The organism is Paraburkholderia sp. BR10937 (assembly GCF_040965695.1).
Lineage (GTDB): Bacteria > Pseudomonadota > Gammaproteobacteria > Burkholderiales > Burkholderiaceae > Paraburkholderia.
In genome coordinates, this window is the sequence record NZ_JBFRCL010000006.1 from 59,590 (window position 1) to 85,272 (window position 25,683).

The window sequence follows — 25,683 nt, forward strand, 5'->3', positions numbered from 1 at the left end:
CTGGTTGCCCGCCCTTTTGATTCCTGGTGAGATTCGTATGAGCAAAGAGATCGACTACCTCAATCCCGCCCTCCCTCGGGGCCTGCGGCGAGTGGCGATGCCCGTGGTCGACGCGACCACGGCAACGCTGAACGGCTATGGCAAGCTGGTGGACGACCCGCACGCATGCGCGGTGGAAATCGTCCAGTGGCCTGCAGTGGGGTCAAGACCGATCGACCCGGGAACCGGCGACGAAGCGGGCACGACCGAAGGCACGTTCGTCAGCGAATGGCGCGGCGACATTCTCTACGGGCGAAACGAAGCCGTAGGCGGCAACTATGTTCTCGCCTACGCAACGGAGCCGGATGACGCACGCGAAGACAACGCCGCCGCCCCCGAACGCATGTTGATATGGCATGCGAACTATCACCCGGACGGCGGGCAACTGTTCTTTCCGCTCGATCGCCGCCCGTTCTACGTGCCGCTGGCATTGCCGGGCGACGACATTACGCCGGAGAAGTTCGTGTGCTTCCGCTTCGACGGACGCCAGGGTCTCTACATCCACCCCAACATCTGGCACGAAGGCGTCTTCACGCTCGAGGCAACGCAGCGATTCTTCGACAAACAAGGTGCTGTTCATGCACGCGTCTCGGTCGAATTTGCGACAGAGTTCGGCTGTCTGCTCGAGGCCGCCATCGCGCGCGACTAGCGCGTTGCACCCGCAGACGCACGGAGACGGATGAGGCTAGCGGACGTCGCTCGAGCGGGTCACGTCCTTTGCTTCCGCGTCGACGGCATCGCTGTGCAGCGATGCAGGCTGCCGTTCAGGCGTATCGCCTTGCGCCATGCCTTCCTTGAATCCCTTCACCGCGACGCCCAGATCGCCTCCGATGTTGCGTAGCTTGTTCGTACCGAAAACCAGTGCCACGATCAGAAGAACGATCATCCAATGCCAGATGCTCAATGAACCCATAACTGAAAATCCTCTCTTTGCCGTCGGAAGCGTCGCTTGCGACGAATGACATGAACGTTGCGGCCCGACCCGGCGTATCGCCCGATGTTCCGCAGGCGTATTGGAACGCGCGGATGTGTCTCGCCCGTTTCCTGGAACGGCGGTTTTGTATGCGCATGTACGCATGCGCCCTGTAGATACACGCCTATACAAAGGGGAGGCGCGGTTCCAGACAAGCGTTTAATATCGGCTGCAACGTCTCTTTGGGAGCCCTCCCATGCTTAGGGTCCTTGAACCGGGCGACTACTTCGGCACCACTTCCCTGCGATACGGTAGTGACGGCATCTCGCTAGTGGAGACCGATTTCGCCACGGATCTGATCATTCCGCAGCACGAGCATGTCAATCCGTTTTTCTGTTTCGTGCTGGACGGCTGCGGAACCCGATCGTGGCCGGCACGCCGCGGCGAAGACGGGCCGATGTCACTGACGTTTTTCCCCGCAGGCGTGCCCCATGCCAACACCTGGTACGGGGCCAGGGGCAAAGCCCTCCATCTCGAGTTTTCGACCTCGTGGGCACAGCGGCTCGGCGGCCGGACCCGGGTGCTCGATCGTCCCGATGACTTTGCAGGCGGCGCGCCGCTGTCGTTCATGCGCCGCCTGGTCCGCGAATGCCGTGAGCAGGATTCGGCGACGTCGCTGGCCGTCGAAGGGCTGGTACTCGAACTTCTCGCCGCGTGCGAGCGGTCCGTTCCGCGTGCGGCGACGGTTGGCGGTTCGCGCCGCTGGCTCACTCGCGTGGAAGCCATGCTGCACGACCGCTTTCGCGAGACGTTGACGCTCGATGAAATTGCTTCGGAGAACCATGTTTCTGCCGACCACCTCGCGCGTGAATTCCGCAAGCACGTTGGCTGTACGGTCGGGGAGTACGTGCGCCAGCTGCGGCTCGATTTCGCCCGCGCTCAATTGACGAGTGGACGCCTTTCGCTCGCCGCGATTGCCGAGGCCGCCGGCTTCGCCGATCAAAGCCACTTTACGCGCGTCTTTCGGCGCAGCATGGGGCTGACACCAGGCGCGTACTGCGCGCAGTTGCTCGAAGATCGCTCCCGTACCAAAGATTGACGGTCCGGTTCAAGACCCATAGCACCGCCACGGCCTAGAGTGGCTCGCATGTTCGACACGAACAGACGTTCCTGGAGATCGATGTGAGCCCCGATGCCCTTCCCTATCTGACCCGCCTTGACGTCCTCTATTCCTTCGGCGAAATCATCGACGTGCCCGCCCTCGTGGCGGCAAACAGCCACCCCTGGTACAACCAGACGCTATGCGAGGTGAACCAGTCGGTCGTCCGGCTGGGTGTCGTGCAGGGCGAATATCACTGGCACAAGCATGGCGCAGAAGACGAATTCTTTTATGTCGTAAGCGGACACTTCCTGATCGATCTCGAGGACCGGGTCGTCGATCTGAGCCCGGGGCAAGCGTTCGTCGTGCGTAAGGGCCTGCTGCATCGCCCGCGCGCGCCGGAGAAAACGGTGATCCTGATGGTCGAGGCGGCGGGAATCGTACCCACAGGCGACACGCCACCCCGCTCGTCTGACAAATTTACAATACCGTAAGCCACCCACGGCCACAGGGCATATCCTGGAAACCCAGGTGCACCACCTGGATAAATCTGATTGACGATTTCGATGTCGTCTGACAACAATATCCAGGGTGATCGAGTCAGCCGCTCCTGTTCGATTTCGCCGCCGTAACCGTGCCTCTTCCTTTCGTATTGGCGTCGCCACGCGGCCCAATCGCCGCCGAAGTCGAGCCACGCCCCCTGCAGCAAAACAATCCAGCGAGACAACATAGGATAACGAATCAAATGGCAACTCATGACCAGGACGATCCCCTGTCCTCCGAAGCCCCCACCTCGCCCAAACGGCGCGCGTTCATGGCCTTTGCCGGCGCGTCCGCAGGCGCAAGCCTCCTCGCCGCCAGCCGCGCAGCGGCAGCAGCCGATTCCATGTTTCCCACGCCTGCCACATTCGCAGGAAAGATTCCGCAGCCGCCCGGCCACTCTGCCGGCGACCCGATCTGGGGCCCGGACGGCCAGGCCACGGCGATCATCAGGAGGCTTGCCCACGTCGATCGCTCGCTGTTCTCCCGCGCCGACTTTCACGTGACGAGCTACGGTGCGCGCACACTCCCCGCCTCCGCACTGATTACGTCGACCGCGTGGCCGGGCGGCAAGATTCCATGGGTGACGGGCGGCTCGGAGCAGACCGCGCATCCGACCAGCGATCTGCAAAGCCCGGGCTCGGGCGTGATGGTGCCGTGCGACTACACGGGCACGCAATACGACTCGTGCACCGCGATCAATGCCGCGATTGTCGACGCGAGCCGCGCCGGCGGCGGCCGCGTCGTGGTGCCGGCCGGCAACTGGTACTGCGGCGGTCCGATCGTGCTGCTGAGCCACGTGAACCTCCACCTGGAGTCGGGCTGCACGATCTATTTCAGCCCGAATCCTGCCGACTATGCGAAAAACGGCCCATACAAGACGGCGAACGGCAATCTCTACCACACGCGCTGGCAGGCGAACGACTGCCTGAATTTCGGCTCGCCGATCTACGCATTCCGCCAGACCAACATCGCCGTGACCGCCGACGACAACACCTGCGTGCTGAACGGTCAGGCGATGACGCCGATGCAACTGAGCACCCAGGCGCCGACCTCGTGCTGGTGGACCTACAAGGGAAGCAGCAACACCTACGGTTGCGCCGGTTCCTCGACACCTTCTCAGGCCTATGTGAATCCGAACAACGTCGCGCTAACGAGCCTCGCCGCTGGCCAGATCCAGAACCCGCAGGCGAACGTTTCCTTCGCGAATCAGTACGGCGTGACGACGTCGCTGATGACCCTGCTCACGGGCACGGGCTGGAACCAGGACCAGAACTATCTGCCCGCGCTTTCCGAGCTGCGCGTGCCCGTTGAGAACCGCATTTTCGGCAACGGTCACTATCTGCGTCCGTGCATGATCGAGTTCATCGGCTGCACCAACGTGTATCTGCAGAACTACCACACGCAGAACACGCCGTTCTGGCAGCACCATCCCACCGATTGCACGAACGTGGTGATCGACGGCGTGTTTGCCGACAGCATCGGACCGAACAACGACGGCTTCGATCCGGACGCGTGTAATCACGTGCTGGTGCAAAACGTTCAGTTCAACACCGGCGACGACTGCATCGCGATCAAGTCCGGCAAGTATCTCGACACCGAGTACGGTCCGATGCAGAACATCGTCGTGCAGAACTGCACGATGCAAAGCGGCCACGGCGGTCTGACGATCGGCAGCGAAATGAGCGCGGGCGTGCGCAACGTCTACGCTCGCAATCTGACGATGCAAAACGAGAACTGGGCGAGCAATCCGCTCAATATCGCGCTGCGGTTCAAGAGCAACATGAACCGCGGCGGCTTCATCAACAACGTCTGGATCAACGGCGTGACGCTCGCCAACGGCGTAAACCTCGCGGGGAAATACGGCGGCGGCTCGCTGGGCGCCGCGATCAGCAGGATCACGGGCACGGGCGCGACCGGTCTCGCCACGAGCCCGTCGACGGGCCAGGGCGGCCTGATCACGTTCGACTGCGATTACAGCCCGTCCAGCGACGCGGTGCGCTGGAGTCCATCGATGATCAGCAACATCAACATCACCAACGTGAACGCGAGCAACGTGTCGGGCGCGGTGTCCTACTCGATGCCTTCGGGCTTCGTCGCCGGGTCGAACTCGTGCTTCCAGGCGATCGTCATGCAGGGCCCCGAGGCGGTCGACTACAACGGTGCGCTGCCAGTGCCGACCGTGAGTCCGATCAGCGGCGTCACGATCTCGAACTGCAACCTCGGCAGCCCGGTGTGCACGGGCGCGGTGCCGACCACGCCTTCGACGGCGGCGACGGCCGCGCCGGGGCCGGTCTTCGCGAGCAATGTGAGCGGCATTACGCTGACCAATGTGGTGATCGCGGGCACCACCTACAACACCTCGCTGACCGCACCGGCGACCTGACGCCGACGCAACGCACACGGACGCGGGCAAGCGCGTTCCCTGTGCGCTGCGATCGGTTCGTCAGCGTGGCTCCTTGTCTGCCGGAGGTTGCCGGCGTTTCGGCGCCGGCTCGTTTCCGGCGCCCACCGGTTCGCGCGTACAGGCGTCCGGCGGCATGACAAAGGGAATGTCGTCGCGGCAACACGCATACACCGGAAACCCGTACGCGTTAGTACCGACGATGGTCGTTGGCCCGTGCAGCGGGCACACCGCCTTCATGGCGCCTCCCGAAACGCGTTGCTCGATGGCTTGCAGCATACCCCTAGCGGGGCATGGCTCAGGCCTTCTTCACGTAGGCATTGCACCAGCCTTTGGCGTCGACGATCTTGCCGCCGTACGTCGCGCACGGACCATTCGGCGCACCGGGCTTGCCCTGGAACAGCTGGCAGTTCGCGCAGGTCTGCCCCGCCTGAAAGCGCGGGAACCTGGTCTTGTCGACTTTGCTCGCGTCGGTTTTGTAGCCGAGCGCCATGGCGGTCGGGTCGCTCTCGGAGAGCACCGGCGCGTCGGCGCGCGACTCGCTGGAAAGCGCCGCCGTGGAAGCCACGGAGGCGGCAAGGATCATGAAGCGACGACGGGAAAGCGGCATGGTGGGGCTCCTGAGCATGGAACGTACCCGGCTCTCGTTGTTGCTGATCAGCTGGCCGATTCGTTCGTGTTTTTTCCGTGTGCTATTTATTTATATTACTTCGTGATTCGTTGTAAAGAACGGAAACATTGCACTTCGCATGGCGCTTTTAATTATTTCGCTATGCCAGGCAATTTTCATGACGAACGCAAACGCGGCACCACAACAGCGCCGCATCGGTTTCACCAGGCCGCGCAGACCTTGCCGAAATGCGCCCCGGCCTGCTGATGACGAAACGCATCGGCCAGTTCGTCCAGCCCGAACGTCCGGTCGAGCACGGGGCGAATGCCAGCCTGGTCGAGCGCCGCGACATACTCTTGCTGCTGGCGCCGGCTGCCCACGATCAAGCCCTGCAGGCGCGCCTGCTTCGCCATGAGCACGGAGGTCGGCACGGTGCCTTCGCGTCCGGTCAACACGCCGATCAGCGCGATGTGGCCGCCCACGCGCACCGCGTCGATCGACTGGGCGAGCGTACCCGGGCCGCCGACTTCGATCACGTGATCCACGCCCTTGCCGCCCGTCATGTCGCGCACGAGCGCGCCCCACTTTTCGTGTTGCCGGTAGTTGGCCACCTGGTCTGCGCCCAGCGCCTTCGCACGCGCCAGCTTCTCGTCCGACGATGACGTGACGATGACCGAAGCGCCCATCATCCGCGCGATCTGCAACGCCGCGATCGACACGCCGCCGGTGCCGAGCGTCAGCACGGTGTCGCCAGCCTTGAGGCCGCCGTCGACCACCAGCGCGCGCCATGCGGTGAGTCCAGCCGTCGTAATCGTGGCCGCCTCCGCGTAGGTCCAGCCGCGCGGCGCGAGCGTGAAGGCGCTCGCGGGCCGCACGGCGTGCAAGGTCGCGAAGCCGTCCGCGCCGTCGCCGGGCGTCTGCGCGAAGTTGCCCACGGCCTGCCACGGCAAACCGTCCGCCCATTGCGGGAAGAAGCACGACACGACGTGGTCGCCGCGCTTGAACTCTGTCACGCCCGGCCCCGCCGCCGACACCACGCCCGCGCCGTCGGACATCAGCACGCGTCCATCCGCCGTGGGGATCGCGCCATTGGCCACCAGCAGATCGTGGAAATTGAGCGACGTGGCGTGAAGCTCCACGCGGATCTCGCCGGCGCCTGGCGCGCCGGGCTCGGCGATATCGCGCAGTTCGATGCGATCGAGCCCGCCCGGCGCGCGCACCACGGCGGCCTTCATGGCCGTGCTCCCTTCGCCTTGTGCGCGGCGTCGATCAGGCCGTCGAGCCAGTCCTGGTGCCCGTTGATCATCGGATTCGGACGCGTTTTCGCCAGCGTCACAGCCGGTTTGCCTTTCTGCGATTCCTGCGTGAGCACGCGCACGCGGCCGCCGGACAGGTCTTCGATCAGCCATGCGTGAATCACGTCCAGACGCGTTGCTTCGTCGCCCTCGGCCCAGCCGTGCCACGCCACGCGTGCAGGCTGGCCCACGGCAGGCGGCACGTGCTCGGTCACTTTGGCCTGCACCGGAAAGCCGAAGGTCTTGAACTGAAAACGCGCGCCCGCGCTCAGTTCGGGGCCCAGGCCGTCGTGGAAGCCGACATCGGCGGAATTGCCGTAATAGCTCGGCCACACGGTCGCGTTGTTGAGCAGCGGCCAGACGTCGGCAGTGGAGAGGCCCGCCACGATCACTTCGTTGGAACAGAAGTTATCGGTCGTGCCGGGCAAGTAGTCTTCGGGCCAGAGAATCTCGTTCATGTTCGTTACCTTTCGATGCTGTCGGTTTCGGTGCGGTGGACACGAGAAATCATGCGGGCTATGTTGAAATAAATCCAATCGCGGATCATTATTTCCGCCATAAACCGTGCTGATATCAGAATGCTCGATCTGAACCTCTTGCGGGCGCTCGACGCCCTGCTCGACGAACGCAACGTCACGCGCGCCGCGCAGCGTCTGTCGCTCACGCAGCCGGCCGTGAGCGCGATGTTGACGCGTCTGCGTGAGAGTTTCGGCGATCCGCTGTTCGTGCGCTCGCAACGTGGCATCGTGCCGACCGAACGCGCGCTGCAACTGGCCGCGCCGCTCAAGCAGGTGTTGAGCGAGATCGAGCAGATGCTGCAGCCGCAGGCCTTCGCGCCGGCCGAGGCCGAGATGACGCTCACCCTCGCCTCCACCGACTACGCGCTGCGCGCAGTCGTCGTGCCGTATCTCGCGCGGCTGCGGGAAACGGCGCCCGGCGTGCGCGCCGTGGTCGTGCCGGTGCAGCACGAGCGCCTGCAGGCACAACTCGAAAGCGGCGACGTCGATCTGGCCCTGATCACACCGGAGACCACGCCCGCGGACCTGCACGCGCGCCGCCTGTTCGACGAGCGCTACGTGTGCGTGATGCGCGCCGATCACCCCGCCGCCCAGCGGCGGCTCACGCTGGAGCGCTTTTGCGCGCTCGATCATGCGCTGGTCTCGTATGCGGGCGGGAGCCTGAGCGGCGTCACGGACGAGGCGCTGACGCGCGTGGGGCGCACACGTCGCGTGACGGTGTCGGTGAACAGCTTTCTCGTGCTGCCCGATATCTTGCTGACGAGCGATCTGATCGCGGTCGTGCCGTCACGGCTCGTCAAGGACGCGCACGGGCTCGCCGTAGTCGAACCGCCGCTCGCGATACCGGGATTCACCAAGACGCTCGCGTGGCACGAGCGCACGCATCGCTCGCCTGGGCATCAGTGGGCGCGGGCGTTGTTGTTCGAGACGTGTGAGGCGTTGGCGGGCGAGGCGCCGGGGTGACGTCGTCACGTCGGCGCGCACGATGCCCTCAGCAGGACGGGCTGCCGTTGGCCGTGCAGAACGCCGCGGGCGCACCCGCGATGAGAGGAAGCGGCGTAACGGGTCCTGGCGGTGGCGGCACGATCCTCACGGCGCCGCACCACGACGTACGGCTGTGCCCCGCGCTGGGCACGCAGGGCGCAACGGCCGCGCGCATCTCCTCGGCCGCTTCCTCGCTCAGTTCGTTGCGTTCGCGCGCTTCGAGCGCGGGCCGCAACTGGTCGTCCAGCCACGCCGCGAACGCGACGACACAGCCCGCCGCGACGGCCAGCAGCAGGACCCGCGCCTTGTGCTCGCGCAGCCTGGTGAGCAGGCGCACGGCAGCCGGCCGGCCTGCAATGGGCGCCTCGCGCCCGGCGGCGGCCCGCACTGCCGCTCCTTCGATGATTCTCGTTGCCACTGTTGGTTCGTTTTGCTCTTGTGATTGCGCCTGGCGCCCGTATCGAGGCATACGGGTTAACGGCAGGTCGGCGCAATCCGAAAGGGGCGCAACGAAAATATTTGAAAGCCTTAGTAGCCTTCGCGCGAGCGCTCCGCAAACACCAACACGGTTTCGCGGAACCGCTCCACCGCCGGATTGCGCACGGCGGACTTCGTCACGATATGAAGCGGCGCGCGAAACGCCTCGTCCCCAGCCACGCGGCAGTAGCGCACGCTCTCCTGCTGGTAGCACCGCATGGAAGCCGGCACGAGCGTCACGCCGCCGCCCGCGGCCACGAGATTGATCGCCGTGACCATGCGCGGCACCTCGTCGACCACGCGCAACTGCACGCCCTGGGCTTCGCAGGCGCGCACGAAATCGGCGTACATGCCGGCGGCGCCGGGCCGCCGCACGAAGATGAACGGCTCGCCCGCGAGGCGCTTGAGCGACACCGCCCGCGTCCCCGCCAGCCGGTGGCGCATCACGCCCGGCTATGCGTCGATCGGCATCGCCGCGCCGCCCATCGTGCTGCTCGCGCGCATCCTGCAAGGGCTTTCGGTGGGCGGCGAGTTCGCCACCGCCGCGTCGATGCTCACCGAGTACGCGCCGCCCGGCCGCAAGATGTTCTACGGCAGCTTCCAGATGACCTCCCAGGCCGTCGCGCTGCTGCTGTCGTCGGCGTGCAGTTTCCTGCTCACCACGCGGCTCTCGCCGGCGGCGCTCGTCGAATGGGGCTGGCGCGCGCCCTTCCTGATGCGATCCTGAGCGCCGCGCCCGAGCGATGCGCGCAGCGCGGCGTGACCCTGCGCTTCGTGATCGCGAATCTCTCTTCCTGGGTGTATTTCGATTCGTTGCGCCCGCAACCGGATGGCGGCTTCGCGCCTGAGGATCGCACCGCATGCCCCGACGTCGACGACTGGAAGTACGGCATGCGCAAGCTCCCGCGCTTTGCGGCGGCCATGCACGATGCCGCCACGCTCGAGCGCCGCTGCCTTGAAAGAGAAGTGGTCTATCTGGCAGGCGAGCGCGATTGCGACCCCGTGCATCCGGCGCTCGACCGTTCGTGCGCGGCCAGTGCGCAGGGGCCGCACCGGCTCGCGCGCGCCCGCGCCTACTTCGCCTACCTCGGCCCCCGGCATCCCCAGTTGCGCCAGACGTGGTTCGAGGTGCCGGATGCGGGCCACAACGCCGAGGCCATGTTCCTCTCCGGGTCCGGCATACGCGCCCTGTTCGGCGCGGACGATTGAAGCGGGCGGCCGTCGTATCATAGCGGCTCGATTCCCGCCGGCAGCGCGCACCCGCCCGGCCGCCCAACGACCGCCATGAGACGCCTTCCCCCGCTCAACGCCCTGCAGATTTTCGAAACGGTCGCCCGCTACGGCAGCTTTACGCGCGCGGCCGAGCACCTTTGCCTCACGCAAGGCGCAGTCAGCCGGCAGATCCTCGCGCTCGAGCAGTACTACGGCCTGCCGCTCTTTCGCCGCTCGTCCAAAGGTCTCTCGCTCACTGCCGAAGGCGAGCAACTGCTGCCCGCCGTGCGCGACGGTTTCGGGCGCATCGAGGAAGCCTCGCAGCGCCTCACGCGCCAGCGCACCGAGCTTGCGCTCAAGGTCCCGACCTGCGTGATGCGCTGGATGCTGCCGCGCATCATGCGCTTCCAGAACGAGCACCCCGACCTGCAGATCCAGATCACCACTACGTGGGGACACGAAGTCGACTTCCAGGCGGAGCCGTTCGACGCGGCGATCATCTACGGCTCGTCGCCGGGCGCCGACGTCCACGCTGTGCCGCTCTTCGACGAATACCTCACGCCGGTCTGCACGCCCGAGGTGCTGTCGCGCCGCCCGCTCGTCGAGCCCGACGACCTCGCGCATCAAACCCTGCTGCACCCCACGCGCGACCACGCCGACTGGCGCCTGTGGCTCGCGCAAGCCGGTGCGAAACAGGTCGACGCCGATCTCGGCCCCACCTTCGAATCGCTCGATCTCGCGGCCACTGCCGCCATGCAGGGCTTCGGCGTGGCCATTACCGACCGCACGCTCGTGCGCGAGGATGTCGAGACCCGCCGCCTCGTCATGCCCTTCGACCTCGCCGTGCCCACGGGCTCGCGCTACTATTTCGTGTACCCCGAGTGCGTGGCCCAGCAGAAGAAGGTGCAGTTGTTCAGCGACTGGATGGGCCAGGACCGCTCGACGCCGTAGCACGCCATGAGGGCAGCGCATGGCGGCCATGAGAATTAATCGATTGCATGCGGGCCGCTCTTTCGGCGTAATGGGGCGCTCCGCGCAAGGCCCGATCTTCCGGCAACCTCGCATTTGTCACACCATGCGGCCGCGCGCCGCCCGAAGGGAAACCGACCATGCAGAGCGCCGCGCAGGCCCGCTCGAAGCTGCCCGATGTAGGCACGACGATTTTCACGGTAATCGGCCAGCTTGCCGCCGAGCATCAGGCGCTGAACCTCTCGCAAGGCGCGCCGAATTTCGACCCGAGCGCGAAACTCGTCGACGACGTGGCCGCCGCCATGCGCGCGGGCCACAACCAGTACGCGCCGATGGCGGGCCTGGCCGACCTGCGCGAAGCGCTCGCCGCGAAGTTCGAGACGCTTCATGGCGCGCACTACGACCCGTCGAGCGAAGTGACCGTGCTCGCGAGCGCGAGCGAGGGACTGTACTCGACGATCAGCGCGCTCGTGCATCCCGGCGACGAAGTGATCTATTTCGAGCCCGCATTCGACAGTTATGCGCCCATCGTGCGCCTGCAGGGCGCGCAGCCCGTGGCGATCAAGCTCGCGCAGCCGCATTTCCGCGTCGACTGGGACGCCGTGAGCGCGGCCATCACGCCGCGCACGCGCATGATCATCGTGAACACGCCGCACAATCCCACGGCCACGATCTTCGGCGAGGACGACATCGCGCGGCTCACGGCGCTCACGCGCAATACCGACATCGTGATTCTCTCCGACGAGGTGTACGAGCACGTGGTGTTCGACGGCGCGCCGCACCGGAGCATGGCGCGCTATCGCGAGCTGGCTGAGCGCAGCGTGATCGTTTCGTCGTTCGGCAAGTCGTATCACGTCACGGGCTGGCGCGTGGGCTATTGCCTCGCCCCCGCCGCGCTGATGGACGAGATCCGCAAGGTCCACCAGTTCATGGTCTTTTCCGCCGACACGCCCATGCAATATGCGTTCACGCAGGCGCTTGCCGAGCCGCAAAGCTATCTGGGACTCGCTGCCTTCTACCAGCACAAGCGCGACCTGCTCGCGCGGGCGCTGGCAGCCTCGCGCTTCGAGCTGCTGCCGAGCGAAGGCAGCTTTTTCATGCTCGCGCGCTTCCGCTCCTTCTCCGACGAGCGCGACAGCGACTTCGTGCTGCGGCTCATCCGCGACGCACGCGTGGCGACGATTCCGCTCTCGGCGTTCTACACCGACGGCACCGACGAAGGCATCATCCGCCTGAGCTTCGCCAAGGATGACGAAACATTGCTCGAAGGCGCACGCCGCCTTTGCGCGGTCTAGCGCACCGGATTCGAAACACAACGAAACTGCCTGGCAGGCAAGGAGATCACCATGAAGCGACTCAACGCGCTCCTCGCGCTCGCATGCGTGTATGGCGTAATCGGCCCGGCATCGGCATTCGCCGATGCGAACCTGTTGCGCTTCGGCGTCGAGGCACAGTATCCGCCGTTCGAAACCAAAGCCTCGGACGGCACGCTGCAAGGCTTCGATATCGACATCGGCAATGCCGTGTGCGCGAAGGCGGGCATGACCTGCAAATGGGTCGAAACCTCGTTCGACGGCCTGATTCCCGCGCTTCAGGGCCGCAAGTTCGACGCCATCAACTCGGCGATGAACGCGACCGAAAAGCGCCGCGAGGCCATCGACTTCACCACGGTCATCTATCGCGTGCCGAGCCGTCTGATCGCGCGCAGTGACAGCGGACTCCTGGCCACCGCCGCGTCGCTCAAGGGCAAACGGGTCGGCGTGCTGCAGTCGTCGATTCAGGAAACCTATGCGAAGGTGCACTGGGAGCCGGCCGGCGTGACGGTCGTGCCCTACCAGGACCAGAACCAGATTTACGCGGACCTCGGCGCGGGCCGTCTCGATGCGACGCTCGTGCTCGCGCCCGCGGGCCAGAAGGGCTTTCTTTCGCAGCCCGACGGCAAGGGTTTCGCGTTCGTGGGCGAAGCCGTGCGCGACGACAAGATTCTCGGCAGCGGCGTAGCGTTCGGCATCCGCAAGGGCGATACGGCGTTGCGCGAGCGCCTGAACGCGGCGATCGCGAAGATCGAGTCCGACGGCACGGTCACCTCGCTCGCGCACAAATACTTCGGCGACATCGACGTTTCGCCCAAGTAATACCCCGCACTCAGGGGCGCGCGCATGGCATGAGTCAGCGCCGCCCCTCGCGCGAATTGCGGTTCACGTGGGCGTCGTTCTTCGTGCGCTCCTGGTACGCATCGCCGCCCCAGCGGTCCGTGTCTTCCTGGCCGCTTTCCACGTCGCTATGTCCCTGGCGGCCCACCGAGCGCGGCTCATGCGGATGGCGCCGCGCGAGCGGTTCGCTGCTTTCGTGCTGCGGACGCTTGACGTGCGTGCCGTCGTCGTCCGGCGTCTCGTGATGCTTCATGATTGGCTCCTTGTCGGCGCAACGCGCTGCCGCTCATTCGCGCAGCGGCTCGACGCTGCGGGTCGGGTCGAAGTCGGCCCAATGGCCCTGCTGCCAGCGCCCGTCGGCGCGCTCGATCTCCATGCCGCCCGCCGCGCCCAGTACCTGCGCGGCCGTGTGCTGCGTGCCGGGGCTCACGTGCACGGCCACCAGCACGCCGGACTCGCGCGCCTTCGGCGTGCCGTCGGGCTCGTGGCCGATGTCGGGCTGGCGCGCCTTGCCGCCGCCCTTCGTTTGCCATAGCGCGCCCGCGAGCGTGCCCACATAGGCGCTCACACCGGCGGCCACTGCCAGCACCACGAGCGAGTGGAACACGACGTACGAGATCAGCACGCCGAGCACGAGTCCGATCACCGCGCCCGCCGCCGCCCCCGTGGCCGCGCCGAGCGACGTGTCGCGCGCGCCCGGGTCGACGAACTCGTCGCCGCCCACCGGATAGCGCGCGTGCTGGCCGCTCGGGTTCACGAAGAACGAGGCGACATCCTCGCCGACGAAGCCGTTCGAACGCAGCTTGTCGACGGCCACTTCCGCTTCGTGCAGGGTCGTGAAGCGGCTTGCAACGATCATGGACATGGCTCTCTCCTTGCAGGCTTCGATGAGTGGAAGTTCCTGAGCGAGCGCGCACGCGTCGTGCCATTCGCCTCGCGCCGCGCGATGCGCGCGTTCGCCCGCCGCTTGCCGGTTAGCGCATCGGGCGTGCCCAGGTGCGGCTGGAACGCCCGATGCGCACGCTGCGAGGGCACCGAGAAGCAGCCATCGAGACGGGAGCCCCTATGAACACCTTCGATTTCGACCAGCGTCTGGAGGAAATCCAGATCGCTGTCGCGACCATTTTCGACTCGCCCAAGCGGCCTGCGGTCAGCCGCATCGACGAGGGCGAGACGATCGTCATCCAGCTTTCGTGGGTCGTGGACTCGCACCGCGACACCACGCTCGACGCGCGCTGCGCCGCCACGCTGCGCTTCGCGCGCGCGCAGCTCGACCGCTACGCCGCGATGGACACGGCGCGCCGGCGCATGATCCAGCAGCGCATTCGCGAACGCGTGCGCGAGCGCTTCGAGGCACGGCCGACGCCGCCCGCCGCGGAGGGTGCCTGCTCGATTGAAATCGACGTCGACGATTCGGAGTTCGAAACGCCGCAAGGCTTTCCTTGAGCCACGCGAGAACGAAGGTCTAACCCGCGGCTACCGCCGGTCGCTCCACCCGCGAGCGCGACGAAGCATGCAGCCCGAGGTTTGCCACCAGCGCGACCAGTGCCGAACCGATCACGTACCACGCGGGCGCGGCCGGCGACCCACTCATGCGCACGAAGGCCGCGCAGAGCAACGGTGCGAAACCGCTGAACACGACCACCGAAACGTTGTAGGCGAGCGCGATGCCGCTAAAGCGCACCTGCACCGGAAAGAGGTCGGCGAGGACCGCGGCCCACGTTCCGCTGGCGAGCGAGAACACCAGCGCGGCGAGCACGAACATCACGACCACGTTCACGCTGTGCGCTGCGAGCGCGGTATAGAACGGCCAGGTGAGCGCGGCGAGCAGCACGCACGACGCGCGCAGCAGGTATCGGCGCGGCACGAAGTCGCCAGCCCAGGCCGCCGCGAGCAGCCCCACCGAACTCACGAGCAAGTACGCATTCTGGGCGAGCGCGGCCTCGCGCGGCGCGTATTTCAACGTCTCGATCAGATACGCGGGCATGTGGCCGTAGAGCACGCCGTTGAAGCCCGCCATCACCGCAATCGACAGCGCGCCGCCCACCACCGCGCCGCGATGGTGGCGCAGCGTTTCGCGAAACGGTTGCTTCACCACGGCGCCCTGCATTTGCCGGAATTCGGGCGACTCGTCGAGATTGCGGCGCAGCAGATACGAAACGATCCCGCACAGGCCGCCCACGAGGAACGCAATGCGCCAGCCGTAGCTCGCGGCGTCGGCGGGCGTGAGCGCGGACTGCACGACGAGATTGACGATCGTCGCGAGCATCACGCCCGTGTTGATCGCGCAGACGATCACGCCGGCCGCGAGGCCCGCGCGGCGCGGCGCCGCTTCCACCGCGTAGGTGATCGCGCCGGGCATTTCGCCGCCCACGCAAAAGCCTTGCAGCACGCGCAGGCCGATCAGCGCGACGGGCGCGGCAACGCCCCAGCGCGCGTAGTTGGGCAACAGGCCGATGCAGATCGTCGCGAGCGTCACGACGACGATCGAGCCCACGAACACGGGCCGCCGCCCGATGCGGTCGCCCAGGCTGCTGAGCACGATGCCGCCGAGCGGCCGGATAATATAGCCGATGGCGAGCACCGAAAACGTGAGCAGCATGCTCACGAGCAGGTCGCTCGCCGGAAAGAATTGCGCGGCGATCGAATGCGCGAAGAAACCGTAGATCACGAAATCATAAAATTCCAGCGAGCCGCCCAGACTCGCAATGAGGATCATCTTCCACTGGGCGCGGGTCAGGCCAGGCGCCGCGGCGTGCGACGCTGGCAGTGAGGGTGTCGTCTCCATATGCTCTCCTTGTTGATGGACCTGGCGGCGCTTGGGGTTGCTGCTAGCGGATCTTCGTCCTGCGCCTCTTCTTCAAAAACATCGGCCCGGGCAGCCGCGTTTCATTGCGAACTGCCCGGGCGTCGGATCAAGCGGCCTCGCGCCGCCGCGGCGCACGCACAACGCCTGCGCGTGCGAGCAGCGCTTCGAGTTCGAGCACATCGTGCGCCATGCCGCCGACGTAGCGGTCGGGCCGCAGCAGCACGGCGCGTGCGTCGGTGTCCGCAAGCCAGGCGCGCAGCGGCTGGCGTGTGGCCGGCACGATCGCCACGCGCTCGCCTTGTGCTGCATTCTTCAGCGCGTCCTGCGCGTGTTGCGCCAGCGCCTCGTCGACGATCAGGGCGAAGCGATAACCGACGGCGTCGTCGAGGCGCGAACCGTCTTCGAACACGGGTTGCGGGCCGATATCGCCGCCCGCCGCACCAGCGTGCCAGCCCGGGCCCAAGCGCGGCTGGGGCGTGCGAAACTCGCGAATCGCCGCCGTCATCTCGCGGTCGCGCGCGGCGACGGCGTCGCTGTCGGTGGCCTGGATCACGCCGCCCAGCTGCACCGCCGTTTCGATGAACGTGCGCACGTGCGGCTCGCGCTCGCTCTCGTAGGTGTCGAGCAGCGTGTCGGGCAGCGCGCCGTCGATCACGTCGGCGAGCTTCCACGCGAGGTTCGAGGCGTCACGTATGCCCGCCGCCATGCCCTGCCCCATGAACGGCGGCGTCTGGTGCGCGGCGTCGCCCGCGATCAGCAGCCTGCCGCGCCGCCAGCCCTGCGCGATCACCGAATGGAACGTGTAGATCGCCGAGCGTTCGAGTTGCGCGTGTTCCGGCGTGATCCATCGTGCGAGCCGATCCCAGATCCATTGCGGCGTGCCGATGCGGCGCTCGTCGTCGCCCGGCATCACCATGATTTCCCAGCGGCGGCGATTATGCGGCCCGCGCGTGTAGGTGGTCGGCCGCGCGGGGTCGCAGTACTGGATCGAGTAGTCGCCGAGATCGGCGCGCTCGCCTTCCAGCAGCACATCCACCACGACCCAGCGCTCGTGCGATTTCAGATCGGCCAGCTCGGTGCCGATGAAGCGGCGCACCGTCGAGCGCGCGCCGTCGCAACCCACCACGTAACGCGCCGTGGCGTGGGCAAGGCGCCCTTGCGCCGTATCCTCGAAGCGGATGCGCACGTGGTCGTCGCGTTCGTCAAGCGCGAACACCTCGTGACGCAGGAGCACGTCGGCGCCGCCGTGCGCCGATAGTTGCGCGCGCAACGCCCGTTCGAGATCCGGCTGATGAAACTTGTAGCTTGCGCACCAGCCTTGCGGGCCGATGCCGCCGGGCCGGGTCCAGTCGATCATCAGCTCGCCGCGCGCATTCACGAACTTCATGCCGGGGCCGACGAACAGATTGGGCAGTAGTGTCTGCGCGATTCCGGCAGCCTGAAACACGCGCATGCATTCGCCGTCGAAGTGCACCGCGCGCGGCAGCTGGAACACGTCCTTGTCGCGCTCGAACACCACGACTTTCAGGCCGCGCAGCGTGAGCAGATTGGCGAGCGTCGCGCCCGTCGGCCCGAAGCCGACGATCGCGACGTCATAGTCGGGCTCCGGATTTGATTTGCATACCGAATTGTTTACGACATCCTTCATCCCATTCACCTGATCCATGGCTAACTGCGTGGATGACTGCGCCGCCCGCAGCGCGCGGGCGGCGTCCCGCGGCTTACGCTTCGTCCGCGACGGGATTCCTGAGCGTACCGATGCGATCCACCTCGACTTCCACCACGTCGCCGTGCTTCATGAAAAGCGGCGGATTGCGCTTCGCGCCCACGCCGCCAGGCGTGCCGGTCACGATCACGTCGCCGGGAAACAGCGGCGTGAAGGTGGAGAGATACGCGATCTGCTTCGCAATGCCGTGAATCAGCATCTCCGTGGTCGCGCGCTGCACTTCCTGGCCGTTCAGACGCGTGACGAGCGTCATCAGCGCGTTCGGCTCGATCTCGTCGCTCGTGACCATCCACGGGCCGAACGCACCCGTGCGATAGAAGTTCTTGCCCGGTCCCCATTGGCCCGTGTGGCGCTGCCAGTCGCGCACCGAGCCGTCGTTGTAGCAGCTGTAGCCCGCGATATGACGCCATGCGTCGGCCTCGGCGATGCGCCGCCCGCCCTCGCCGATGATCACGGCGATCTCGCCTTCATAGTCGAACTGCGTGGACTCGCGCGGACGCAGCATCGGTTCGCCCGCGCCCACCTGCGAAGCCGGCAGGCGCATGAAGATCACGGGCTGCTCGGTGGTCTCGCGGTTGGTCTCCTTCACGTGCTCCGCGTAGTTCAGGCCCACACAGAAGATCTGCTGCGGATTCGCAATGACGGGCTCGAGCGTGACTTCCGCAAGCGGATAGTCGCCCTTGCCTTCGCTCGCGGCGCATTCCGCTTCGGCGAATGCGCCGGCGGCGATCAGCGACTTGAGGTCGGTATAGCGGCCGCCCAGGCGCTTCTTGAGGTCGAACACCACGCCGTCGCGCACGACGCCGAACGACGAACCTTCATGGGTGGAAAAGCTGGCGAGTTTCATGATGCTCCGATGATAAAAGGTGAGTTTCCCTTGCGATCGAGACACGCATTTATTGATGCGTTTATCGTATTTTGAGAATACACTACGTAAAACGCGCCACACAACTTGATTATTATCAGGGTTTATCACTACTACTGGAGACAGCATGATTCTGCCGAACCTCGACCCCAGCATGAAGCGAACCGGCCTCACGCTCAGCCACATGGGCTTTTTCGTAAGCGACATGGCGAAGGTCGAAGACTTCTATACGAGGGTGCTCGAATTCACGGTGACGGACCGCGGCACGCTGCCCACGCCGCGCGGCACGGTCAGCCTCGTCTTTCTCAGCCGCGATCCCCGCGTGCATCACCAGATCGTGCTGGCGAGCGGCAGGCCCGAGCAGTTGACGTTCAATCCGATCAACCAGATTTCACTGGAGGCGGACAGCCTCGCCACGCTCAAGCACTTTCACCAGCGCTTCGTGGAGGAAGGTATGGAGGAGATCGTGCCGGTCACGCACGGCAATGCGATCTCTTTCTACGCACGCGACCCGGAGGGCAACCGGCTGGAGATCTTCATCGACACGCCGTGGTACGTGGATCAGCCCATGCGTGTCGCCGTGGACTTCACACTGCCCGACGACGCGTTGCTGGCCGAGGTCGAGCGCCATGCGAGCACGTTGCCGGGCTTCCGGCCACGCGCGGTGTGGGAGAGAGAGATGGCGGCGCGAATGGGCGTAGCGTGGCGCTGCGCCGATTTATGACTCGATCAATGCACGCACACGCGTGGAAATGCGTGCGGCGGCTTCCTTCACGGCCTCGACCACGCGCTCGAGATTGAAGAACGCGAGGCGCTGCTCGGGCACGACGAGCGCGAGCGCGGCCACGGCTTCGCCCGATGCATCGGTGAACAGCGGCGAGGCGACGGCGGACATGCCCGCCTCGAGTTCGCCCTTCGAGAGATAGAAGCCCGCGCGGCGGATCTTGAGCAGACTCGCGCGGAATTCTTCCAGCGTGGCGCCGAGTCCGCTGGCCGCGATGTCCTCGGGGTACTGCTCGAACAGCGCGGCGAGCTTCGCTTTGGGAAACGTCGAAAGGATCGCCTTGGGCGCGGCGCCAAGAAAGAGCGGACGCGGACGGCCGCGTCCATAGCGCAGGTCGAATACGGCGTCGTGCGATTCCCTGTGGGTATCGACGAGTTCATTGCCGTACCAGCGCGACATCACGGCATCGAAGCCCGATTGCTCCGCCAGTTCGCGCATGACCGGCTGCCCCGCTTTCAACAGCGGATCGGAAATGCGCAGATGGTAGTCGAGCGTGATGATGCGCGGACCGAGGCCATATTCGCCGCCCACGAAGCGCAGCAGCATGCCCGTCTCGACGAGTTCGCGCAGATAGCGGTAAGCGGTCGGCACCGAGCATTGCAGTTCGGCCGCCACCTGTTCGGCGGAAAGAAAAGGCCGCACCTCGGAAAAGAGTTCGAGGATGGACAGCAGTTTCGCAATGCTCGACAAAGGCCGGTCTCCGGTCACGCGTGGGGTGGCCAATTATAGCGGCACGCTTCACCGCGTTCGTGCCCCGCAAACCTGGCGGCACCATGCAAAACCGCCGCATTGCAGGGCACGCTTTACACGTGCCTTGCAATGCGGCGGTCGGTATGGATTACCGCATGTCACATGCATCGCGCATCGCCCAGGCGAAATTCGCCTGACATCATTCATGCGAGATGCATGTTTATCATAGCTTTATTGCATATGCTGCCCGCCGTTGATAGGAATATTTGCGCCCGTCACGAAGCCCGCTTCGTCCGAACACAGGAACAGCACGAGCGCCGCGACTTCACCCGGGTTGCCGAGGCGGCCCATCGGGATCTGCGGCAGGATCTTCGAGTCGAGAATGTCCTGGGGAATGGCCGTCACCATCTTCGTGGCGAGATAGCCCGGCGAAATGGTGTTCACGGTCACGCCCTTGCGAGCCACTTCCAGCGCCAGCGACTTCGTGAAGCCGTGCATGCCGGCCTTCGCCGCGGCGTAGTTGGTCTGGCCGACCGAACCCTTCGAACCGTTCACCGACGAAATGTTGATGATGCGGCCCCAGGCGCGCTCGACCATGCTGTCGCACAGCGGCTTCGAGATATTGAAGATCGAGTCGAGATTCGTGCGCAGCACGGCGTCCCAATTGACCTTGTCGAGCTTGCGGAAGGTCATGTCGCGCGTGATGCCCGCGTTGTTCACGAGAATATCGACAGGGCCGATCTCGCTCTGGATCTTCTGCGCGCCGCGCTGGCACGAATCATAGTCCGCTACGTCCATGCCATACGCATGGAATTCGCGGTCGGTCTCCTTCATGCGCGCCAGCCAGTCCTTCGCGCCTGCGTTGTCGGGCGAGTGCGTCACGACGACGCGATAACCCGCGTCATGCAGTTTCACGCTGATGGCCTCACCAAGGCCGCCCATGCCACCTGTCACCAATGCAATACGATTAGTCATCCTATATATCCGCGAGAGTTGAGCGTCACTAAAACCGTGGCGTTACGCGCTACGCGTGCAGGCGCCACATACACTGTTGCCCGGCTTCATCCTTCCACCCAGGAAAAAGACAGGCGAATGCCGCGCGGCTTCTGATCAATTTCTAGTATTGCGCGTGGTTGCTGCTACTGGCGGCTCGCCGCTGCTTCTCGCGCGACGAGCCGCTTACTGCCTGGTTGCTACCCGGCTTCCCGCCTCGAAAGCGGGATCAAGCTGGAATCAAGCGCGCTCGAGCGCGAGCGCCACGCCCATGCCGCCGCCGATGCACAGCGAGGCGAGACCCCGCTTCGCATCACGGCGCTGCATTTCGTGCAGCAGCGTCACGAGAATCCGGCAGCCCGACGCGCCGATCGGGTGACCGATCGCAATCGCCCCGCCGTTCACGTTGATCTTCGACGTGTCCCAGCCCATCTGCTTGTTCACGGCCAGCGCCTGCGCCGCGAACGCCTCGTTGATCTCCATGAGATCGAGGTCGTTCACCGACCAGCCCGCGCGCTCCAGCGCCCGCTTCGACGCCGGCACCGGGCCCATGCCCATCACCTTCGGATCGACGCCGCCGCTGGCGTACGCCTTGATGCGCGCGAGCGGCGTGAGGCCCAGCGCCTCGGCCTTCTTCGCCGACATCACCACGACCGCCGCTGCGCCGTCGTTGATGCCCGACGCGTTCGCCGCCGTCACCGTGCCTTCCTTGTTGAACGCCGGTTTCAGGCCCGCGAGCGATTCGGCCGTCACGCCGTGGCGCACGAATTCGTCGGTCGCGAACTGCAGCGGCTCGCCCTTGCGCTGCGGAATCGCCACCGGCACGATTTCCGCGTCGAAGCGGCCGGCCTTCTGCGCGGCTTCCGCCTTGTTCTGCGAGAGCGCCGCGAACGCGTCCTGCTCCTCGCGCGTGATGCCGTATTCCTTCGCGACGTTTTCCGCCGTCACGCCCATGTGGTACTGGTTGTACACGTCCCACAGGCCGTCGACGATCATGCTGTCGATGAGCTTCGCATCGCCCATGCGGAAGCCGTCACGCGAGCCCGGCAGCACGTGCGGCGCGGCGCTCATGTTCTCCTGGCCGCCGGCCACGACGATGTCCGAATCGCCCGCGATGATCGCGTTGGCCGCGAGCATCACCGCCTTCAGGCCCGAACCGCACACCTTGTTGATCGTCATGGCGGGCACGGCCGCGGGCAGGCCCGCCTTGATCGATGCCTGGCGCGCCACGTTCTGGCCCGAACCGGCCGTGAGCACCTGACCCATGATCACGTCGCTCACCTGCCCGGGCTTCACACCCGCGCGCTCGAGCGCAGCCTTGATGACGATTGCGCCCAGGTCGGGCGCCGCCACCTTCGCGAGCGAGCCGCCGAATTTGCCTACTGCCGTACGTGCGGCCGAAACGATCACAATGTCAGTCATGTTGAGCTCCTGCTCTGCAAATGCGCTGAAAAATCGATGTCTGGAAAGCTGAGCCGGCAAACGCCGCGCCCTCGTCGTTCACTGACGACGAAGACGCGTGTTGACGCGTGGTGGCGTATTGCCGGCGGGCAGGAACGCGAATCAGGCCTTGGCCGGGCTGGCCTTGGCGGCAGCCGGCTGGACCGAGACCGGCGCGGCTTCCTGGGCGGAAGCGACGACGTTCTGGAAACCGCTCTGGGCCGTTTCGATGGCCTGGCGGGTCACGCCGCGCAGCGTTTCGGCGGCGTTGTTGACGGCGGCGAAGGTCGAATTCATGGCCGCGACGAAGGGTTCCACGCCCACGGGCGCGTTTTGCGTCAGGCCTTCGGAAAAGGCCTTGAAACGCTGCTCGTTTTCGCCCGATTGCGCCTGGGCGGCTTGAATCAACTCGTTTTGGGTCGTCGTCGCGATGTCGACGAGATGGCGGCCATACGACATGGCCTTGGCGGCGGCTTGCTGCGACGCACCAATCTGCTGCGTCAGGAACTCGGCGGGATTGCCGCTTTCGAGGGCACCCTTGAGTGTCGCTTCGCTTTCAGCGATGGCAGCCTTGCTGGCCTGGACGTTGAGATCGATCACGGCCTGCACGCCCTCGACAACGGGCTTCGTGAGCGCAAAGAACGCTGCGACGCCAGCCTGGTAGTTCGCGCGGAATTGTTCGGGTGCGGAAATGGACATCAGCTCATACTCCTTGGTTAGTCTTACTAATTAAAGCGCCAACCCCGATGGCCTGACTTGCGGCTGTCTTCTTATGTTTGAAAACGAATGCTGCATTGCCGCAGTCAATCTAGAATGTCCATTCTAAGGCAGAAATTTAACAATTTTGTGGCGCTTCATATTAGGTATAAACCCTTAACGTAAGTCTTTCGGGTTCGGAAATTGCAGTTGTCAAGCAACCACTTTCGAGACCGGTAAATTCGGCGCTGAGCGCGAAAATTGCATGGTGAATAAATGGTCCGCGACGGATTTTCCGCGCGGCGCCGTTTAAGTCCTTATAGGGGCTGTTGACCCCTTTGCATCAAGGGAGAGAAATCATGACCCGCAAACCACTGCGTTCGTCGTTTGCCGCCGTTCTGCTCGCCTCCACCGCAACGGCCGCGCTCGCACAGCCCGTGGTCGTCGAGCCGAATGAGCCGCCACGGCAGCCCATGGTCGTCGAGCCGAATGAGCCGCCTCCGCCGCCCGTGGTCGTGGCGCCTACTTCGCCGCCGCCTCCGCCGCGGGAAGAAGCCGCGCCGCCGCCGCGCCAGGGCTATGTGTGGCAGTCCGGCCACTGGCGCTGGGACCGGGGCGTGTACGTCTGGGAACCGGGCCGCTGGGAAGAAGCCCGCTCGGGGTACAACTGGGTGCCGGGGCACTGGGTCGAGGACGGCCCGAACTGGCGATGGATTCCGGGCCACTGGGCATAATGCCGCTCGAACGGCATCAGGCCTGAATGCCCGACTTCAAACTGGGAAACGACTATGACGGCGCGGCAGCGGGTTCGCCTGCGGTTCAATCGTTGCAGACCGACAAGGCCGGGAAGGCCTTGAACGAACGCGATCCGGACGCGGAACTCGTCGCGCGTGTCGGCGCGCGTGATCCGCTTGCCGTGCGTGCGCTCGTCGCGAGCAAGCTGCCGCGCCTCATCGCACTCGCCACACGCATGCTCGGCGACCACAGCGAAGCCGAAGACGTCGCTCAGGAAGCGTTCGTGCGGATCTGGAAACAGGCGCCCACCTGGCGCACGGGCGAAGCGAGATTCGACACGTGGCTGCATCGCGTGGCGCTCAACCTGTGCTACGACCGCTTGCGCGGACGGCGCGAAGAAACCGTGGAAGACGTGCACGCCGTGAGCGAGCCGGCACCCGATCCCGCAGGCTCGCCCGACCAGCAGATCGAAGCCCGCACGCGCGACGAACGCGTGCGGGCCGCACTCGCGGCGCTGCCCGTGCGCCAGCGCGAAGCGCTCGTGCTCACTTACTATCAGGAGCTTTCGAACCTCGAAGCAGCCAGCCTGATGGATATTTCGGTGGACGCGCTCGAAAGCCTGCTGGCGCGCGCCCGGCGCACCCTGCGCGCACAACTGGCCGGCGAAGCTGCCGGTAAGGACTCCGTATGACACCCGAACGATTCCACACGCTCGTCGCGGCTTATGGCGCCGACCCGCAGCGCTGGCCGCAGCACGAGCGCGAAGACGCGCTCCAATGGGCGCGCGCGCACCGCGCCGAAGCCAACGCGGCGCTCGACGAAGCCATGGCGCTCGACAGCTGGCTCGCCCGCGACATGGTCGCGCCGCCGGGACGCGCGCTCTTCGAGCAGATCGTTGCGGGCGCACCGGTGAAGCCCGTTGCCGCCGTGAAGCGCCGCAGCTTCTGGTGGTCCGGCGCGGCATTCGCGGGCGTGGGCCTCGCGGGCGCACTCGCGGGCGCGCTGACGATATCGCTCGTCGTGCTCGGCGGCGCGGCGCCCGCAGCCCCGCACGAGACGTATCTCAGCACGAGCTTCGGGGGGACGGGTTCGGACTGGAGCGAATCGAACCTCGACCCCGGCGCCGAAGGGAGTGACGAATGAACGGCTGCTCATGGAAAACGCTGCTCGTCGGCTCGGTCCTCCTGAACGTTTTTCTGCTCGGCGCAATTGCGGGCGGTGCGTGGCGCTGGTTCGCCGTACGCGGCGAGCCGCAGGCACAAGCGACGCAACGCGTGGCGTTGCGCTTCGCCACCGAAGAGCTTTCGCCGGACCGCCAGCAGCAGTTCGCCCAGGCGCTCAAGTCCTCGCGCCGCGAAGGCCGCCAGTACGCGCGCGAGGGACGCGACGGCCGGCGCGAGGTGCTCGACCTGCTCGCCGCGCCGCAACTCGACCGCAACGCCATCGACGCCGCGCTCACGCGCACGCGCACCGCAGACAGCGCGTTGCGCGCGCAAATCGAAAGCGGCGTGGTAGATTTCGCGGCCACCCTCACGCCCGAAGAACGCGTGAAGTTCGTCGCAGGGCTCGAAAAGCGCGGCCAGTGGCGGCTGCCGGCACAGTCGCAAAAGCAGCCGCAAATGCAACCCCAGAAAGCCGTGAGCGAGGCGAGCGGCGCGCAGTAAAAAATCTGGCAGACCAGCGACGGATACCGCGTGCGATGAGCGTTTAACGGGAATACGCAACGCTCCAT

At 65.7% G+C, this 25,683-nt stretch carries 31 protein-coding genes and 1 pseudogene; 16 read left to right on the plus strand and 16 right to left on the minus strand.

Features of this window, described 5'->3' with window-relative positions; translation table 11 throughout:
- The first annotated feature begins 37 nt into the window (after positions 1-37).
- Positions 38-688 carry an ureidoglycolate lyase gene (locus tag AB4Y44_RS07040; RefSeq protein WP_342924531.1) on the plus strand — a complete coding sequence of 217 codons (651 nt, stop codon included), beginning with the start codon at positions 38-40 and terminating at the stop codon, positions 686-688.
- 36 nt (positions 689-724) lie between these two features.
- On the opposite strand, the gene tatA is transcribed toward AB4Y44_RS07040, so the two are convergent.
- On the minus strand, positions 725-952 hold the full coding sequence (tatA, locus tag AB4Y44_RS07045) for a Sec-independent protein translocase subunit TatA (protein WP_368699069.1): 228 nt from the start codon (positions 950-952) through the stop codon (positions 725-727).
- A 256-nt stretch (positions 953-1,208) separates the two neighbouring features.
- On the opposite strand from tatA, the gene AB4Y44_RS07050 reads away from it, so the two are divergent.
- The 3 genes from AB4Y44_RS07050 (at position 1,209) to AB4Y44_RS07060 (ending at position 4,977) form a co-directional block, all read left to right on the plus strand.
- Positions 1,209-2,051 (plus strand): helix-turn-helix transcriptional regulator, encoded by an 843-nt coding sequence (locus AB4Y44_RS07050; protein ID WP_368699070.1) that lies wholly within the window; start codon positions 1,209-1,211, stop codon positions 2,049-2,051.
- Positions 2,052-2,134: 83 nt separating this feature from the next.
- Positions 2,135-2,545: a cupin domain-containing protein gene (locus AB4Y44_RS07055; protein WP_368699071.1), complete on the plus strand. Its 411-nt coding sequence runs from the start codon at positions 2,135-2,137 to the stop codon at positions 2,543-2,545.
- A 251-nt stretch (positions 2,546-2,796) separates the two neighbouring features.
- The gene (locus AB4Y44_RS07060) at positions 2,797-4,977 is read left to right on the plus strand and encodes a glycoside hydrolase family 28 protein (protein WP_368699072.1); all 2,181 of its coding nucleotides are present in this window, start codon (positions 2,797-2,799) and stop codon (positions 4,975-4,977) included.
- A 60-nt stretch (positions 4,978-5,037) separates the two neighbouring features.
- On the opposite strand, the gene AB4Y44_RS07065 is transcribed toward AB4Y44_RS07060, so the two are convergent.
- The 4 genes from AB4Y44_RS07065 to AB4Y44_RS07080 all read right to left on the minus strand — a co-directional run bounded on the left by AB4Y44_RS07065 (position 5,038) and on the right by AB4Y44_RS07080 (position 7,358).
- Positions 5,038-5,235, minus strand: coding sequence for a hypothetical protein (locus AB4Y44_RS07065; protein ID WP_368699156.1), 198 nt, complete (start codon positions 5,233-5,235; stop codon positions 5,038-5,040).
- Positions 5,236-5,293: 58 nt separating this feature from the next.
- Positions 5,294-5,605 (minus strand): high-potential iron-sulfur protein, encoded by a 312-nt coding sequence (locus AB4Y44_RS07070; RefSeq protein WP_342924536.1) that lies wholly within the window; start codon positions 5,603-5,605, stop codon positions 5,294-5,296.
- A gap of 221 nt (positions 5,606-5,826) precedes the next feature.
- Positions 5,827-6,840, minus strand: a complete 1,014-nt coding sequence (locus AB4Y44_RS07075; protein WP_368699073.1) for an NAD(P)-dependent alcohol dehydrogenase — start codon at positions 6,838-6,840, stop codon at positions 5,827-5,829.
- Complete coding sequence (locus AB4Y44_RS07080; RefSeq protein WP_368699074.1) at positions 6,837-7,358, minus strand: SRPBCC domain-containing protein; 522 nt, start codon at positions 7,356-7,358, stop codon at positions 6,837-6,839. The genes AB4Y44_RS07075 and AB4Y44_RS07080 overlap by 4 nt, the downstream gene beginning before the upstream one ends.
- 120 nt (positions 7,359-7,478) lie before the next feature.
- Between AB4Y44_RS07080 and AB4Y44_RS07085 the strand changes: the two genes are divergently transcribed.
- Positions 7,479-8,381 carry a LysR family transcriptional regulator gene (locus AB4Y44_RS07085; protein WP_342924539.1) on the plus strand — a complete coding sequence of 301 codons (903 nt, stop codon included), beginning with the start codon at positions 7,479-7,481 and terminating at the stop codon, positions 8,379-8,381.
- A 28-nt stretch (positions 8,382-8,409) separates the two neighbouring features.
- Here AB4Y44_RS07085 and AB4Y44_RS07090 read toward each other — a convergent pair whose 3' ends face one another.
- Complete coding sequence (locus AB4Y44_RS07090; RefSeq protein WP_368699075.1) at positions 8,410-8,820, minus strand: hypothetical protein; 411 nt, start codon at positions 8,818-8,820, stop codon at positions 8,410-8,412.
- Between the two features lie 110 nt (positions 8,821-8,930).
- The gene (locus AB4Y44_RS07095) at positions 8,931-9,293 is read right to left on the minus strand and encodes a LysR substrate-binding domain-containing protein (protein ID WP_368699076.1); all 363 of its coding nucleotides are present in this window, start codon (positions 9,291-9,293) and stop codon (positions 8,931-8,933) included.
- Positions 9,294-9,321: 28 nt separating this feature from the next.
- Here AB4Y44_RS07095 and AB4Y44_RS07100 point away from each other — a divergent pair.
- The 5 genes and pseudogenes from AB4Y44_RS07100 to AB4Y44_RS07120 all read left to right on the plus strand — a co-directional run.
- Positions 9,322-9,597 (plus strand): annotated as a pseudogene (locus AB4Y44_RS07100) (MFS transporter); the annotation flags it as partial.
- Positions 9,570-10,088, plus strand: coding sequence for a hypothetical protein (locus AB4Y44_RS07105; RefSeq protein WP_368699077.1), 519 nt, complete (start codon positions 9,570-9,572; stop codon positions 10,086-10,088). The pseudogene AB4Y44_RS07100 and the gene AB4Y44_RS07105, both read left to right, overlap by 28 nt.
- A 75-nt stretch (positions 10,089-10,163) precedes the next feature.
- Positions 10,164-11,042 (plus strand): LysR substrate-binding domain-containing protein, encoded by an 879-nt coding sequence (locus AB4Y44_RS07110; protein ID WP_342924543.1) that lies wholly within the window; start codon positions 10,164-10,166, stop codon positions 11,040-11,042.
- 158 nt (positions 11,043-11,200) lie between these two features.
- Complete coding sequence (locus tag AB4Y44_RS07115; protein ID WP_342924544.1) at positions 11,201-12,355, plus strand: pyridoxal phosphate-dependent aminotransferase; 1,155 nt, start codon at positions 11,201-11,203, stop codon at positions 12,353-12,355.
- A 51-nt stretch (positions 12,356-12,406) separates the two neighbouring features.
- Positions 12,407-13,195, plus strand: a complete 789-nt coding sequence (locus AB4Y44_RS07120) for an ABC transporter substrate-binding protein (RefSeq protein WP_368699078.1) — start codon at positions 12,407-12,409, stop codon at positions 13,193-13,195.
- 34 nt (positions 13,196-13,229) lie between these two features.
- Here the strand turns inward: AB4Y44_RS07120 and AB4Y44_RS07125 are convergent, their stop codons facing one another.
- Both AB4Y44_RS07125 and AB4Y44_RS07130 read right to left on the minus strand, forming a co-directional pair.
- On the minus strand, positions 13,230-13,466 hold the full coding sequence (locus tag AB4Y44_RS07125) for a hypothetical protein (protein WP_368699079.1): 237 nt from the start codon (positions 13,464-13,466) through the stop codon (positions 13,230-13,232).
- Between the two features lie 33 nt (positions 13,467-13,499).
- Positions 13,500-14,078 (minus strand): hypothetical protein, encoded by a 579-nt coding sequence (locus AB4Y44_RS07130; protein ID WP_368699080.1) that lies wholly within the window; start codon positions 14,076-14,078, stop codon positions 13,500-13,502.
- Positions 14,079-14,278: 200 nt separating this feature from the next.
- On the opposite strand from AB4Y44_RS07130, the gene AB4Y44_RS07135 reads away from it, so the two are divergent.
- Complete coding sequence (locus tag AB4Y44_RS07135) at positions 14,279-14,659, plus strand: hypothetical protein (RefSeq protein ID WP_368699081.1); 381 nt, start codon at positions 14,279-14,281, stop codon at positions 14,657-14,659.
- A gap of 19 nt (positions 14,660-14,678) precedes the next feature.
- On the opposite strand, the gene AB4Y44_RS07140 is transcribed toward AB4Y44_RS07135, so the two are convergent.
- From AB4Y44_RS07140 to AB4Y44_RS07150, 3 genes are all read right to left on the minus strand, one after another.
- Positions 14,679-16,001 carry an MFS transporter gene (locus tag AB4Y44_RS07140; protein WP_342924549.1) on the minus strand — a complete coding sequence of 441 codons (1,323 nt, stop codon included), beginning with the start codon at positions 15,999-16,001 and terminating at the stop codon, positions 14,679-14,681.
- A gap of 127 nt (positions 16,002-16,128) precedes the next feature.
- On the minus strand, positions 16,129-17,670 hold the full coding sequence (locus AB4Y44_RS07145; protein ID WP_368699082.1) for a bifunctional 3-(3-hydroxy-phenyl)propionate/3-hydroxycinnamic acid hydroxylase: 1,542 nt from the start codon (positions 17,668-17,670) through the stop codon (positions 16,129-16,131).
- 73 nt (positions 17,671-17,743) lie between these two features.
- Entirely contained in the window at positions 17,744-18,595 is an 852-nt protein-coding gene (locus AB4Y44_RS07150; protein ID WP_342924551.1) for a fumarylacetoacetate hydrolase family protein, read from the minus strand.
- Positions 18,596-18,740: 145 nt separating this feature from the next.
- On the opposite strand from AB4Y44_RS07150, the gene AB4Y44_RS07155 reads away from it, so the two are divergent.
- A complete protein-coding gene (locus tag AB4Y44_RS07155; RefSeq protein ID WP_368699083.1) occupies positions 18,741-19,337 on the plus strand; it encodes a VOC family protein in 597 nt (198 codons plus the stop codon).
- Here AB4Y44_RS07155 and AB4Y44_RS07160 read toward each other — a convergent pair.
- The 4 genes from AB4Y44_RS07160 to phaP all read right to left on the minus strand — a co-directional run bounded on the left by AB4Y44_RS07160 (position 19,332) and on the right by phaP (position 23,219).
- The gene (locus AB4Y44_RS07160; protein WP_368699084.1) at positions 19,332-20,087 is read right to left on the minus strand and encodes an IclR family transcriptional regulator; all 756 of its coding nucleotides are present in this window, start codon (positions 20,085-20,087) and stop codon (positions 19,332-19,334) included. The genes AB4Y44_RS07155 and AB4Y44_RS07160 overlap by 6 nt on opposite strands.
- Before the next feature lie 231 nt (positions 20,088-20,318).
- Entirely contained in the window at positions 20,319-21,062 is a 744-nt protein-coding gene (gene phbB, locus AB4Y44_RS07165; RefSeq protein ID WP_342924554.1) for an acetoacetyl-CoA reductase, read from the minus strand.
- 258 nt (positions 21,063-21,320) lie between these two features.
- Positions 21,321-22,502, minus strand: a complete 1,182-nt coding sequence (locus tag AB4Y44_RS07170) for an acetyl-CoA C-acetyltransferase (RefSeq protein ID WP_368699085.1) — start codon at positions 22,500-22,502, stop codon at positions 21,321-21,323.
- Between the two features lie 141 nt (positions 22,503-22,643).
- On the minus strand, positions 22,644-23,219 hold the full coding sequence (gene phaP / locus AB4Y44_RS07175) for a TIGR01841 family phasin (RefSeq protein WP_342923053.1): 576 nt from the start codon (positions 23,217-23,219) through the stop codon (positions 22,644-22,646).
- A 470-nt stretch (positions 23,220-23,689) separates the two neighbouring features.
- On the opposite strand from phaP, the gene AB4Y44_RS07180 reads away from it, so the two are divergent.
- The 4 genes from AB4Y44_RS07180 to AB4Y44_RS07195 are packed head-to-tail and all read left to right on the plus strand — an operon-like array spanning position 23,690 to position 25,615.
- Positions 23,690-23,950, plus strand: a complete 261-nt coding sequence (locus AB4Y44_RS07180; protein WP_342923156.1) for a hypothetical protein — start codon at positions 23,690-23,692, stop codon at positions 23,948-23,950.
- A 26-nt stretch (positions 23,951-23,976) separates the two neighbouring features.
- Positions 23,977-24,642: an RNA polymerase sigma factor gene (locus tag AB4Y44_RS07185; RefSeq protein ID WP_368699086.1), complete on the plus strand. Its 666-nt coding sequence runs from the start codon at positions 23,977-23,979 to the stop codon at positions 24,640-24,642.
- Complete coding sequence (locus AB4Y44_RS07190; RefSeq protein ID WP_368699087.1) at positions 24,639-25,094, plus strand: hypothetical protein; 456 nt, start codon at positions 24,639-24,641, stop codon at positions 25,092-25,094. Before AB4Y44_RS07185 ends, AB4Y44_RS07190 begins: the two co-directional genes overlap by 4 nt.
- Positions 25,091-25,615: a periplasmic heavy metal sensor gene (locus AB4Y44_RS07195; RefSeq protein ID WP_342923056.1), complete on the plus strand. Its 525-nt coding sequence runs from the start codon at positions 25,091-25,093 to the stop codon at positions 25,613-25,615. Before AB4Y44_RS07190 ends, AB4Y44_RS07195 begins: the two co-directional genes overlap by 4 nt.
- Positions 25,616-25,683 lie beyond the last annotated feature (68 nt).